The 14117-nt window shown below is 60.4% G+C and carries 10 protein-coding genes and 1 pseudogene; 9 read left to right on the forward strand and 2 right to left on the reverse strand.

The features are described 5' to 3' along the window. Positions 1-496: 496 nt before the first annotated feature. The gene (locus tag L981_RS22845) at positions 497-700 is read right to left on the reverse strand and encodes a cold-shock protein (RefSeq protein WP_043621551.1); all 204 of its coding nucleotides are present in this window, start codon (positions 698-700) and stop codon (positions 497-499) included. Between the two features lie 276 nt (positions 701-976). Further along, entirely contained in the window at positions 977-1642 is a 666-nt protein-coding gene (locus tag L981_RS22850) for a TetR/AcrR family transcriptional regulator (protein ID WP_043621554.1), read from the reverse strand. Between the two features lie 275 nt (positions 1643-1917). Between L981_RS22850 and L981_RS22855 the strand changes: the two are divergent. The 9 genes and pseudogenes from L981_RS22855 to L981_RS22895 all read left to right on the forward strand — a co-directional run bounded on the left by L981_RS22855 (position 1918) and on the right by L981_RS22895 (position 13956). Beyond that, positions 1918-2482: pseudogene (locus tag L981_RS22855) on the forward strand (TRAP transporter small permease). Positions 2483-2492: 10 nt separating this feature from the next. Next, complete coding sequence (locus L981_RS22860) at positions 2493-3773, forward strand: TRAP transporter large permease subunit (RefSeq protein ID WP_043621557.1); 1281 nt, start codon at positions 2493-2495, stop codon at positions 3771-3773. A gap of 66 nt (positions 3774-3839) precedes the next feature. Next, complete coding sequence (locus L981_RS22865; RefSeq protein WP_082006139.1) at positions 3840-4856, forward strand: TRAP transporter substrate-binding protein; 1017 nt, start codon at positions 3840-3842, stop codon at positions 4854-4856. Positions 4857-4947: 91 nt separating this feature from the next. Further along, on the forward strand, positions 4948-5808 hold the full coding sequence (locus L981_RS22870) for a shikimate dehydrogenase (RefSeq protein ID WP_043621560.1): 861 nt from the start codon (positions 4948-4950) through the stop codon (positions 5806-5808). 29 nt (positions 5809-5837) lie between these two features. Next, entirely contained in the window at positions 5838-7727 is a 1890-nt protein-coding gene (locus L981_RS22875; RefSeq protein WP_043621564.1) for a bifunctional sugar phosphate isomerase/epimerase/4-hydroxyphenylpyruvate dioxygenase family protein, read from the forward strand. Positions 7728-7985: 258 nt separating this feature from the next. Beyond that, positions 7986-8507: an MgtC/SapB family protein gene (locus L981_RS22880; protein ID WP_082006140.1), complete on the forward strand. Its 522-nt coding sequence runs from the start codon at positions 7986-7988 to the stop codon at positions 8505-8507. 180 nt (positions 8508-8687) lie between these two features. Then, complete coding sequence (locus tag L981_RS34670; RefSeq protein WP_052201961.1) at positions 8688-9242, forward strand: biliverdin-producing heme oxygenase; 555 nt, start codon at positions 8688-8690, stop codon at positions 9240-9242. After that, a complete protein-coding gene (locus tag L981_RS22890) occupies positions 9184-11790 on the forward strand; it encodes an HWE histidine kinase domain-containing protein (protein WP_082006141.1) in 2607 nt (868 codons plus the stop codon). Before L981_RS34670 ends, L981_RS22890 begins: the two co-directional genes overlap by 59 nt. Before the next feature lie 24 nt (positions 11791-11814). Beyond that, on the forward strand, positions 11815-13956 hold the full coding sequence (locus L981_RS22895) for a response regulator (protein ID WP_043621568.1): 2142 nt from the start codon (positions 11815-11817) through the stop codon (positions 13954-13956). Positions 13957-14117 lie beyond the last annotated feature (161 nt).

Genomic DNA, 14117 nt, shown 5'->3' on the forward strand with positions numbered 1-14117 from the left:
GTCCAAAAGAAAACCCCGCCGGGGAAGGCGGGGCAAGGCTCGCGCCACCGGCATGACGGGCCAGACGCACCCCGCGCGCGCCGAGTGGAGCCGTCTAGGTTGCGGCAACAACTCAAGCCACCCTGTCGCAGAGCAAGTGATCTAAAGCAGGGAAGGCGAGTTTCAAGCTGACGCTGTTTGGAACTTGTGGCGCCGCACGCTCATTGAGCCACGGTAGGTCATGCGCCGCTCACTCTCGCCGCATCAGCACAAACAAAACCGCTGAAGCGACCGGGTGGATTAGCCATCGCAAAATCTAAATGTACAGCCGACGCCTACATGTCTTGGCCGTCAGTATTTATGTGCTGGATCGCAGCGGCGAGCTCAAGTCGGTGCGGTGCGTCGATCTGAAGATCGGGCTTGGGGGAAGACATCACCGAGATTGCCCGGTCGCTCGCGCGGCCGGGCAGGCGAGGGAATGCAATGAAGCGAATTCCCGCGGTGTGGGATGCGATGTTCAGGCTGACCTGACGTTTTCAGCCTTCGATTTTCCAGTCTTGCGGTCCTGGCCGAGTTCGTAGCTGACCTTTTGGCCGTCGCGCAGTGAGGTTGCGCCTTCCAGCGCCGACACGTGGACGAAGACGTCAGGTCCGCCGCTGTCGGGCGTGATGAAACCAAAACCCTTGTCCTGGTTGAAAAACTTAACGGTACCGGTTGCCATGTCATCCTCGTCAACTGAGTGTTCTGCGTTTTGCCGCAGGACCTTATACAGCACTTACCCTGGCGGCAATCGCGCATGCGGGCAAAATCCACCTTCTCGCGCCAGAACCGTACTTTTCAACGAAGCAAGACAAGACCGACGGCGTTACGGGACACATTATCGAGATTGCCCGGTCGACGGCGCGGACGGGCAGGTGAGGGAAGAAGGGCCCCTGATCGCGAAGGTTCGCATTTCCTCCCCATTGCCTGAGTGCTTCCCATCCCATGCGCTATATCCCTAGGATATGGGGTTCTCTGCCCCTTCCTCCGTCTGGAGGTAGCTGATCACGGCGTCGGCGATCATTCGGCGATGGCGGCCGATTGTGGCCGATTCGGAGAGATCCCTGCGAAAGATGGTTCCGAATGTATATCGGTTCGAAACCCTGAAGAAGCAGAAGGCACTGATCAGCATATGCACATCGATCGGGTCGGCCTTTCGCTTGAAAGCACCCTCGGCGGTACCGCGTTCCAGAATGCCCGCGATCGTTTCGATGACCGAGACATTCAGATCGCGTATCGCTTCCGACCGCAGCATATGGGCTGCGTGGTGGATATTTTCGATGCTGACCAATCGCACGAAATCGGGATTGGCCTCATCGTGGTCGAATGTGCTGGATATTAGCGTACGCAACGCCTCTTCCGGGGCAAGGCTTGCGAGCTTGAGGTCCTCCTCGAGCGTGCGGATCTTGCGATAGGCTCGCTCAAGCACGGAGAGGTATAGCCCCTCCTTGCCCCCGAAATAGTAGTAGATCATTCGCTTGGAGGTTCGCGTCCGTTCTGCGATCGCGTCAACGCGTCCACCCGCAAGGCCGTGCGTCGAGAACTCCTCGGTGGCAACGACAAGGATGTCTTCCTTGGTGCGTTCCGGATCGTTCTTCCGACTTGCCTCAACCCGCCGCGCCATTCTTTTTTCGTTACTCCCCGGCACGCGCCGAATTTTCCAATGAAACCAGATCGAAACGGGCAAGCCCGAAGGCTCTCTGCATCGCCTCCTCGAAATTCATATTGAGGTTACGGGGGTCTTTCAAGAGAGTCTACTTGACATACGTACTAGTTCGTACATTTTGAAATGGCGAAGGCCGCTTGAGGAGGATGTGTTCGCACCGGTGCCTGACGCCGCCCCGTGGCGCTAATGTGCTGCGCGGGCGCCAAGACGGCACTCCGCTTTGGGAGGAGCGCATGATCCGTATTATCGATTTCTATTTCTTCGCGCTGAAGGTGGCGATTGCCTTGCTGCTTGCCGGCATGGTCGTCCTCGTCTTCGGCAATGTCGTTTTGCGGTATGCGTTCAATCAAGGCATCACGGCCTCTGAGGAAATATCACGCATCTTCTTCGTCTGGCTAACGTTTCTTGGCGCCGTGGTTGCCTTGCGCGAACACGGGCATCTCGGCGTTGATACGCTCATCAAACGCCTGCCGCCGGTCGCCGCAAAGGTCGCGGTGCTGCTTGGTCATATGATGATGCTCTATGTGACCTGGCTGATGATTAGCGGCAGCTGGACGCAGACGCTCATCAACCTGCATGTCAGTGCGCCTGCGACCGGGCTTTCCATGGGCTTCTTCTACGGGGCCGGTCTCGCCTTTGGGGTACCCGCATTCCTCATCCTGCTTGCCGATGCTTTCGCCATCGCGACCGGACGCATCGACGTGACGACGGCGGAACTGGTTCGCGACAGCGAAGACGAAGTAGCGCTCGACCCGCCCCCCCACCGCCACGCTCGGGCCGCTGCCCGTCAAACACTGAGGACGAGCCGATGACGGTCACCATCTTCCTTGGCGCGCTTCTCGGTCCCATGGCGCTCGGCGTGCCGATTGCATTTGCGTTGATCATCAGCGGTGTCGCCTTGATGCTCTTTCTCGGGCTCTTCGATGCACAGATCGTCGCCCAAAACGTCTTGAACGGCGCCGACAGCTTTCCGTTGATGGCAGTGCCCTTCTTCCTGCTTGCAGGGGAGGTTATGAACACCGGCGGGCTTTCCCGCCGCATCGTCGCCTTGGCGATGGCGATGGTCGGTCATATTCGCGGCGGCCTCGGCTTCGTGGCGATCTTTGCCGCCTGCATTCTTTCCAGCCTCTCTGGCTCAGCGGTCGCCGACGCCGCTGCCCTCGGCGCGCTGCTTCTGCCGATGATGCTGAAGAGCGGTCATGATCCGGCGCGCGCCGGGGGGCTGCTTGCCTCTGCATCGATCATCGGGCCTATCATTCCACCGTCAATTGGTTTCATCCTCTACGGTGTGGTTGGCGGCGTCTCGATCACCAAGCTCTTCCTCGCGGGCATTTTCCCGGGTTTGATGATCGCTGCGGCCCTTTGCATCACTTGGCTCATCGTCGCGCGCAAGGAGCAGTTCGAGCTTCCGCCAAGACAAAGCGCCCGCGTGCGGCTTGGAGCGCTGCTCGACAGTGTGTGGGCACTCCTTTTGCCGGTGATCATCATCGTTGGTCTGAAGTTTGGCGTTTTCACGCCAACCGAAGCCGGCGTTGTTGCGGCGGTCTACGCCCTGTTCGTTTCGATGGTCATCTACCGCGAGCTCACGCCGGGCCAGCTCTTCCATGTCTTCGTAGCGGCCGCGAAAATTACATCCGTCGTGATGTTCCTGGTTGCCTGCGCTGCCGTTTCCGCCTGGCTGATTACGGTTGCCGACGTGCCCGGTGCGCTTGCCGCACTGGTCGAACCTCTGATGGACAATCAGACCCTTCTGCTCATCGCCATCATGGTCCTGATCGTTGTCGTCGGGACAGCGATGGACATGACGCCGACGATCCTCGTGATGACGCCGGTTCTGATGCCGATCATCAAACAGGCGGGGATCGACCCGGTCTATTTCGGCGTGCTGTTCATCATCAACAATTCGATCGGCCTGATCACCCCGCCAGTGGGCACGGTCCTCAACGTCATCTGCGGCGTCTCGAAACTGTCGATGGAGGACCTGATGAAGGGCGTGTGGCCCTTCCTCATTGCTGAACTGGTCGTCCTTTTCCTGCTCGTTTTGTTCCCCGAACTGGTGACCGTACCGGTTTCCTGGTTCGGGCACTGACGGCAACTTTCTATTGCGCTTCAACAGGCCGGCAGGATTACCGGTCCAATCTGGGAGGATAAGATGGTGTTGAACCGATTGACAAAAATGGCCCTGGGCGTCGCCCTGCCGATCGTTTTGTTTGCAGCAGGGCCAACGCTTGCAGAGATACGCGACCAGACTATCAAGTTCGCGTCAGCCAACAACAAGGGGCACCCCCAAGTGACGGGCATGGAGAAGTTTGCCGAGCTCGTGAATGAAAAGAGTGGCGGCAAGATCGAGGTGAAGCTGTTTCCCGGCGGCACACTTGGTGGTGACGTCCAGACTGTCTCCGCTCTCCAGGGCGGTGTTATCGAGATGACCGTGTTGAACGCCGGTATTCTTGCCAACAACGTCAAGCAATTCGGCGCCGTCGACCTTCCGTTCCTCTTCGACAGTGGCGAAGAGGCGGACAAGGTGATGGATGGCCCCTTCGGGGAAAGCCTCAGCAAGCTCTTGCCCGATACCGGCCTAGTCGGACTTGGGTACTGGGAACTCGGCTTCCGCAATCTGACGAACAATCGCCATGCAGTGACCAAGCTTGAAGATATCAAGGGTCTGAAGATCCGCACGATCCAGTCTCCGATCCCGATCGAGCTCTTCAACACGCTCGGCGCCAACGCTGTTCCGCTGCCTTATACGGAACTCTACACCGCGCTTGAGACTGGGACGGTCGATGGGCAGGAGAACCCGGCGGCAAACATCCTGAATGCCAAATTCTACGAAGTGCAGAAATACATGACGCTGACCCGTCACCAGTACAATCCGCAGATCGTGCTCGTCAGCAAGAAGTTCTGGGATGGGCTGAATGACGACGAAAAGGGCGTGCTGCAAGCGGCCGCGACGGAGGCCCGCGATTATCAGCGCAAGGTCTCGCGCGAGGCGGATGCCACAGCCCTTGAGGAAATCCGCAAGACAGGCATGGAGGTCAGCGAATTCAGCCCCGAAGAAACGCAGAAGCTGCGTGACGCCGTCAAGCCGGTGATCGAGAAGTTTAGCGCCGAGATCGGCGCCGATACGGTGCAGTTGCTGTTCAAGGAGATAGGTGCCGCGCGGGGACAGTAACCGCGCGAATACTTCGGCTCGCCCGCGACGCCGCGGCGGGCCGAAGGCTGGCTGCCCTTTGCAACGGGCTCGGAAGATGGAAACACAAACAATGTCCGAAACGCTTGTAAGACCCTTGAAGGCGGGCCTGATCGGTGCTGGCATCCAGGCCTCGTTGACGCCTGCCATGCATGTGGCTGAAGGTGCAGCTCAGGGGCTCCGCTATGCCTATGAGCTGATCGATCTTTTCGAGATCGGGGCGACGGAAAATGATCTGCAGCGGCTGCTCGCCGACGCTGAGACGCGGGGGTTTTCCGGTCTCAACATCACACATCCGTGCAAGCAGGCGGTCATTGCCCATCTCGATGAACTGTCGCCGGACGCCCAGCGGCTCGGTGCCGTCAACACGGTCGTGCTCAAGGGGGGGCGAAGATATGGCCACAACACCGATTGGTGGGGTTTTGCCGAAGGCTTCAGGCGCGGATTGCCCGATGCAGATCTTTCCTCGGGCGTGCAGCTGGGAGCAGGAGGTGCCGGCGTCGCAACAGCCTATGCCGCGCTTTCGCTCGGCCTGAAGCGTCTCATCGTTTTCGATCGCGAGCCGGAACGGGCGCGATTGCTTGCCGCGATGCTGACCGCCTTGTTTCCAGAAGCCGATATCACCGCCGGTACGGACCTTTCTGTTGCGATGCGATCGGCATCCGGGTTGATTCACGCCACGCCGACCGGCATGGCGAACTATCCCGGGATGCCGCTTGACGCCGAACTTCTCGATCCCCGGCACTGGGTCGCCGAGATCGTCTATTTCCCGCTCGAAACGCCGCTGCTTTTAGAAGCGAGGCGACGCGGATGCCGCACGCTCGACGGTGGAGGAATGGCGGTATTCCAGGCAGTTGGCGCTTTTCGCCTGTTTACAGGTCTTGAGCCCGACACAACGCGGATGCTTGCCCACTTCAAGGCAATGACCGGCTGATTTCCGCAAAATCCAGCGAGGAGCGAGTGATGAAGACCTCGATAGCAACGGTTTCGCTCAGTGGCGACCTCAAGGACAAACTGCGTGCGATCGCCAAGGCGGGCTTTGCCGGTGTGGAAATCTTCGAGAACGATTTCCTAGCCTTTGATGAGAGCCCGCGTCAGGTCGGCCGCATGGTGCGAGATTTCGGCTTGGAGATCAGTCTGTTTCAGCCGTTCCGGGATTTTGAGGGCATGCCGGAGCCGTTAAGAGCCCGAACGTTCGACCGTGCCGAGCGCAAGTTCGACTTGATGCAGGAGCTTGGCACCGACCTCGTCCTTGTCTGTTCCAATGTCTCGCCTGCCGCCGTTGGTGGCATCGACAGGGCAGCAGCGGACTTTAGCGAACTCGGCGAAAGGGCCGCAAAACGGGGCCTGCGCGTGGGGTACGAGGCGCTCGCCTGGGGGCGTCATATCAGCGATCATCGCGACGCCTGGGAGATCGTCCGGCGCGCTGATCACCCGAGTATCGGGTTGATCCTCGACAGCTTTCATACGCTGTCGCGCAAGATCGAGATCAACTCGATCCGCTCGATCCCAAAGGAGAAGATCTTCATCGTCCAGTTGGCCGATGCCCCACTGATCGACATGGATCTGCTGTATTGGAGCCGGCATTTCCGCAACATGCCGGGTGAGGGCGACTTGCCGGTCACCGACTTTACCCGCGCAGTGGCGGCGACCGGCTATGACGGCTACTTGTCGCTCGAAATCTTCAACGACCAATTTCGTGGCGGCAACCCCAGCGCGATCGCTGTCGACGGATATCGTTCGCTGATCTATCTCGGGGATCAGGTCAAGCGCGCCGAACCGGATACTCGTTTGCCGGTCCCCACAATGCCTCCTCGCGTCGACGTGAGAGATGTAGCGTTCGTGGAGTTCAGTGCCTCGACAGAGGAGGCAGGCGAACTCGAAGCGTTGCTCGTTTCAATCGGCTTCGCGAAAACAGCACAGCATCGGACGAAACAGGTGGTGGTTTATCGCCAGGGGGCCATCAATTTGGTGGTCAACACCGAGAGCGAAGGCTTTGCCAGCGCTTCCTACCTTGTCCACGGCACGTCCGCCTATGCCTTTGGCCTCATGATGGACGATGCTGCGGCCACGGTAGAAAGGGCGCGGGTGCTTGGAGCAGAACCGTTCGAGCAGCCGGTTGGCCCAGGCGAGCTCGTGGTTCCGGCGATCCACGGCGTGGGCGGAGGGCTCGTCTATTTCCTGGACGACAAATCCGAGCTCTCCAAGATCTGGGAGATCGAGTTCGAGCCAGTGCGAGACGGCGGCTCGGTCGTCGCTGCCGGACTACGCTCCGTGGATCACATCGCTCAGACCGTCAAATATGAGGAAATGCTGACCTGGCTGCTCTTCTACACATCGCTACTCGATGCTCATAAGACGCCGATGATCGACATCGTCGATCCGGCAGGCATCGTTCGCAGCCAGGTGGTGGAAAATGACGCTGGCACGTTGCGTCTGACACTGAATGGCGCGGAAAACCGCAACACGCTGGCCGGCCGGTTCATCGCCGAAACCTTCGGTTCCGGCGTCCAGCATCTGGCCTTTGCCACCGACGACATTTTTTCGACCGCGCAGGCCTTGCGCGCCAATGGGTTCAAGGCGCTACCGATTTCGCCAAATTACTACGATGACGTCGAAGCGCGTTTCGGTCTCGACGTTCAACTCATTGAGAGGCTGAAGTCCGAAAACATCCTCTATGACCGTGACGAGGACGGCGAGTACTTCCAGCTCTACAGCCCGACCTTTGGTGAAGGGTTTTTCTTCGAGATCGTCGAAAGGCGCGGCTATCGCGGCTACGGAGCCGCTAATGCGATCTTTCGCATTGCAGCGCTACGAAAGTACCTGAGACCCGATGGATTGCCAAAAAACTGACGATCCGACGATCGTAAAACCAACAGCGGGTGGGGTAGCGGCAAATGGCTGAAGGCGGCCGCCGGTTTTGTCGGACGGGCAGGGCTCAACCAGCCGCATCGTACGATCGAGATCAAGGCGGAACCGCTGCAGTCGGACCATCGGCCGGTCGAGCAGACACTATTTCGACTTTTGGGCTGGCCGTTTTCATCTGCCCTCATATCTAGCCGGGCACTTACACCGTTCAAGGAGGCGCGAGTGAACGACTGGCTGATATCGATGGGCGTGGAACTGGACATCCTTCCGCATCTCGTTGCCTTGATGGTGGCTTACGTCCTCGCGCTACCGATCGGTTGGGATCGTGAACAAAACGAGCGGAGCGCTGGCCTTCGCACCTTCCCGCTGGTCGCCATCGCCTCATGCGGTTTTATCCAGTCAGCAGAAACGATCACACTCGGCAATGCGGAGGCCACGGCCCGCGTGGTGGAAGGCCTGATTAACGGTGTCGGTTTCATCGGAGGCGGGGCGATCCTCGTTGGAAAACTCGGCACTCGCGGGACCGCCACGGCTGCGAGCATTTGGGCAACCGGCGCAATCGGCGTTGCTGTCGGGCTTGGGTCCTACGATACCGCCATCGTACTTTCGATCGTCACGTTCGCGACACTCCGATTTATGACGAATTTCAAGTCGCCGAAAAATGAGGTCCTGGCACCGGGGGACACCCACCAGGTCAATACCAGTCCAATATCTGCGCCGCAACCCGAGGCGTCACGGGTCGAAGAGCCCGGCGTTCGCGTGTGACTGCCCCTTGAAACCCGTCTAGCTTTGACGTTCCAGAGTCTCGCCCCTTGCAGCTATCCCTCGAAAATTGAAGGCAATTCCCTTGTCGCAGTCATGGTGATGCCCTAGTTCCTGATGCGATTTTTGGTTTTTCGCACGTGCTGCGAAACAGGCAGTATCTTAGGACTGGGCGGAGGGTGCATGCGCGGCAATGAACGCGTTGAATTGAGGAGCAGGACGCGGGAAGCGCATCAGCGGGTAGACGCTGCGGTCGGCACGCTTAGCACCCTTGAGGATTATCGTCGCTACGTGGCGCACGTTTTGCCGTTTCGTGTGACAATGGATGAAGCGCTGCGGAACGTCTCCTGGCCTGAAGGCTGGAATTGGCAGCCGTCCGCGGTTGCAGAGTTGCTCGCTCAGGATGCCCGCGATCTCGGCGTGCCGCCGGTCCGCCATGAGCAGCCTGATTTCGATCTTTCCGATCCAAGCGCACTGCTCGGCGCTCTCTATGTGGTGGAAGGGTCGTCTCTCGGTGCGCGGGTGTTGCGTCAAAGGGCGTTGAAGCTTGGGCTCGATGAAACCTTTGGTGCGAGGCACCTTGTTTCGATGGCAAGTGACACGACCCGGTGGCCATCGTTCCTTTCCCTCCTGGAGGGAACACCTAATTATGATCTCGGGCGGTCCGTGGTCGCCGCAAATGCCGTGTTCGCGCTCGCCCTCAGTTGCTTTGAAAGTACGTCCCTTGCCGCCAGCTGAACCCGTAAACCTTGAGACTTGCGACAGGGAGCCCATTCATATTCCCGGCAGCATCCAGCCGCACGGCTGTCTTGTGGCCTGCGACATCGGTTTCACGAGGATCGAGCGGATGTCGGCCAACGCTGCCGAAATGCTCGCCTGGGACGGCGATCTGCTCGGGCGCCAGCTTGCCGACGTGCTCGGTCCGAAACTGTTGCATGATCTGCGCAATGCGCTTGCGGCCGCAGGGGCGGCTTCACGCCCGGCCCTCATGCTCGACGTCGCTTTTGGCGACCGCGTGTTCGACATTGCCGTGCACCTGCACAAGTCGGCCGTCATCATCGAATTCGAGCCGGCCCCGTCTATCGGTCAACCCTTGCATATTGCGCGCGAGATGATCGGCCGCATCAAGGACCTTACCGACGTTGACCGTCTCGTGCAGCGCGCGTGCCGGATCGTTGCCGGTACGATTGGCTATGACCGCGTGATGATCTACCGCTTCGAGCAGGACGGATCCGGCAAGGTGGTCAGCGAGGCGAAACGGGCGGACCTTGAAAGTTTTCTCGGCCAGTATTTTCCAGCAAGCGATATCCCGCAGCAGGCGCGTGCGCTCTATCTGAAGAACACCATTCGCGTCATCTCGGACGCAAGCGGCGCCCGCGTCCCCGTCGAGCCAGTCCTGGACGGATCGGGCGAGCCGTTGGATCTCAGTTTCGCGCATCTTCGCAGCGTCTCGCCTATCCATTGCGAATACTTGCGCAACATGGGCGTCGCTGCGTCGATGTCGATTTCGGTTGTCTTGGACGGCCAGCTCTGGGGGCTGATCGCCTGCCATCACTATTCGCCGCGCGCACTGCCGATGGCCCAGCGCGTCGCTCTCGAAGTGTTCGGCGAATTTTTCTCGCTACACCTGAAATCTCTGAAGGAACGGCGTCGTGTGGCGGCCGTCGCCGGCACACGCGAAGCGCTCGACCGCTTTCTCATTCTGTCGTCCCATCACGAGGATGTCGGCGAACTGCTGCGCCAGAGTCTGCGTGAATTCTCACAGCTGCTGGCAAACGACGGTATCGGCGTCATGGTCGACGGCAAATGGGCGGGGATCGGCACCGCTCCGCCGGAGGAAGAAAGAGCCGCCCTTCTGGACTTCATCCGCACCGTCAGCGAAGGCCGCGTCTGGGCGACGCACGCCCTGTCTCAGAAATTCCCGGAGGCTTCGGCCTACAGCGAGCGGCTTTCAGGCGTTCTGGCCATTCCTCTTTCGCAGACCGGCTCGGATTGCCTGCTGTTCTTTCGCAAGGAGTTGGTCCAGACCCTCAACTGGGCCGGAAACCCTGAAAAAACCTATGAAGCAGGTCCTCTCGGCGACCGCCTGACGCCGCGCAAGAGCTTTGCGATCTGGAAGGAAACGGTCAAGGCGCAGGCGCAGCCATGGTCGGAGGCCGAACGCGAAATCGCCGAGATCGTCCGGGTCGCAATTGTCGAGGTGGTGCTGCGGCACAACGAGCTGATGGCGGGTGAGCGGCGCAAGTCCGAAGTTCGGCAGCGGATGCTGAACCAGGAGCTGAGCCATCGCGTCAAGAACATCCTCGCTGTCATCAAGTCGCTGGTGACGAGCCCGCAGCAGCATAAGAATTCGCTCGAAGAGTATGTCTCGACCCTGCAAGGTCGCATCGAGGCGCTCGCCGTCGCGCATGACCAGGTGGTGCGCGGCGATGGTGGCGGCATACTCGCTGACCTGCTTGAGGCAGAGCTTCAGCCTTACCGGACAAAGCTGTCGACAATCACGCTCGAAGGTCCTGCCGTCTGGCTCGACAGCCGTGCCTTTTCGGTAATGGCGCTGGTGTTTCACGAGTTGGCGACCAATGCCGCCAAATACGGCGCGCTTTCGGTGACTGCTGGCGAGGTGGAGGTGCGCTGGACGATGACCGGCCAGGATTGCGACGTCTCCTGGCGCGAGCGAAACGGTCCTCTCGTCACTTTCCCGTCGCGCAGGGGCTTCGGCAGCGCGCTCATCGAGCGCAGCGTTCCCTACGATCTTCATGGACGCAGCTCCGTCCGCTTCGAACCATCAGGGCTTGAGGCAGGGTTCAGCATCCCGTCCCCACACGTCAAACTCACCGGGTCAGGTCCGACAATGGCAACATATATGGTCGGCACCGCCGCCCCAGAACAGAGCGGCCTTGTCCGTGCAAACCCCAGGATCATGATCGTCGAGGATCAGATGCTCATCGCGCTTGATCTCGAGGCAATGTTGTCGGACGAGGGGTTCTCGGAGGTCTCGACCGCGAGCTCCGTCCAGCAGGCCATGGCACATATCGAAAGAGCTGCTCCGGAGCTGGCGATCCTCGATATCAATCTCGGTCAGACCAATTCGTTCGGGATCGCCGCCGAGCTCATGCGCAGGGGCATCCCATTCGTGTTTGCGACGGGCTATGGTGAGGGGGCGGATCTGCCGCCGGAACTCGTTGGCGTGTCGATCGTGCGCAAACCATACAGTCGAAGCGCCATGGTCGGGGCACTTTCACTGCTGTGGGACGAGACCCATCGGGATGCGCGCAAAGCGCAGTGACGCGCGTGAGAAAGACTAAAATCGATGTCCGACATCCAATCGTTGTCTCGCGAGCAACTCGAAGAAGAGATCCTGGGGTTGAGAGCCTTGCTGCAGGACGGTGTCAGCGAGAAGAGGGCTGACGCCGGTGATGATGCGCGCGAGGCACGCTACCGTGCGCTGTTCGAGGCAATTGACGACGGTTTCTGTATTATCGGCTTCATCGACGGACCGCATGGCCCGCTCAGCGACTACGTCCACCTCGAAGCCAATTCCGGCTATGGGCGACACACAGGCATCTCGAACATCGTCGGCAAGCGGCTTCGCGAAATCGAGCCCGATAACGCCGATGTCTGGCTGGATATCTACGGCAGCGTGTTGCGCACTGGCGAACCAGTGCGCTTCGAGCAGGAGTTCCAGTCGGTCGCCAGGCACATCGAGGTTTCCGCCACGCGCATTGAGCCGGAAGGCCTGCGTCAGGTTGCGGTGCTGTTCCGCGACGTGACGCAAAGAAAGAAAGCCGAAGCGGCGTTGCGCGAGAGCGAAAGCTACGCGCGCGACAACGTCCAGCGCGTGCAGATGGCGATGGCGGCAGGTGCTATCATCGGCACGTGGCTCTGGGACGTGCCTTCCGACCGCTTCACCGTCGACGAAGCATTCGCGGCTGCATTTGGGTTCGATCCGGGGCAGGGGCGTTCGGGTCTCAGCCTTGCCGATATCGTCGGCGCCGTTCACCCCGACGACCAGGAACGGGTCACCGCCTCCGTCAAAAACGCCCTGGCAAAAGGCGGAGCCTATGCCCAACAATACCGGACCCGCCGCGAGGACGGGACATATCGCTGGCTCGAGGCGAACGGCCGCGTGGAATGCAGCAGCGACGGTGTTGCGCTCAAATTTCCCGGCGTCCTTATCGATATCGAAGAGCGGCGCGCCGTCGAGGCCGAACGTGACGATGCCCTTGCGGCCCTGCGTACGCTCAACGAGACGCTGGAACAACGGGTAGAGGAACGCACCGCGGCACTGGTTCAGGCTGAAGACGCCCTGCGCCAGGCGCAAAAGATGGAGGCCGTCGGACAACTGACCGGTGGGCTGGCGCACGACTTCAACAACATCCTCGCCGGTATCAGCGGCAGCCTCGACCTGATGAAAACGCGGCTGGCCCAGGGCCGCGCGAGTGAAATCGACCGTTACATGACGGGCGCACAAGGGGCGGTGAAACGGGCTGCTGGCCTAACCCAGCGCCTCCTTGCTTTTTCCCGCAGGCAGACGCTCGACCCCAAGCCGTCGGACATCAATCGCATCGTCGCGGGTATGCAGGACTTGATCAGTTGCAGCGTCGGCCCTGGGGTGGCGGTCGAAACGGTCGGAGCCGGAGGACTGTGGACGGCGTTCGTCGATGTCGGCCAGCTCGAGAACGCTCTGCTCAATCTTTGCATCAATGCCCGCGACGCGATGCCGGATGGTGGGCGCTTGACGATCGAGACGGGTAACCGATGGCTCGACGAACGCGCAGCGGCAGAACGGGGATTACTGCCGGGGCAATATGTTTCCCTGTGCGTCAGCGACACCGGAACGGGCATGTCGCCCGATGTGGTCGCCCGCGCCTTTGATCCGTTCTTCACGACGAAGCCGATTGGCCAGGGTACGGGGCTCGGCCTTTCCATGGTCTACGGATTTGCCGGCCAGTCCGGTGGTGCCGTGCGCATCTATTCCGAGGTGGGCAAGGGTACGATGATCTGCATCTATTTGCCCCGCCACGCGGCCGAAGACCATAGCTCCGACATGCCAGTCGAAGCGGGGCCCGCGCCTGCGGCGTCCGGCGTGCACACCATCCTGGTCGTGGACGACGAGCCCCTGGTCAGGATGGTCGCGGTCGAAATCCTCGAAGAGCTGGGCTACGAGGTGCTGGAGGCGAGCGACGGTCCTTCCGCCCTCAAGATACTGGACGCACGCCCCACCATCGATCTTCTGGTTACCGACGTCGGGCTGCCGAATGGCATGAACGGACGGCAGCTTGCCGATGCGGTGCGCGTCCAGCGTCCCGGTCTTAACGTGCTCTTCGTCACAGGGTACGCGGAGAACGCAGTGCTCAACCACGGGCACCTCGACCATGGTATGGAAGTGGTCACGAAACCCTTCACTGCTGACGTGCTGGCGCGGCGGGTTGAAAGCTTGATCCGCCAATAAAAGCGGACCTGGCGCGCCAGGGGGCCTCGCATTTCACCGGTGGACCGCCGACTGCGCGCAGTTGGCTGACGAGGCCGCCGTGCAATCGCCCAGACCGCGCTTTGTCGAAACTTCGCTCGATCAGCCCCATTCTGGTCAAGCTGCGCCCTTGGTCTGAATTT

Origin of the sequence: Ensifer sp. ZNC0028 (assembly GCF_000799055.1) — a bacterium.
In the GTDB taxonomy this organism is placed as follows: Bacteria; Pseudomonadota; Alphaproteobacteria; order Rhizobiales; family Rhizobiaceae; genus Ensifer.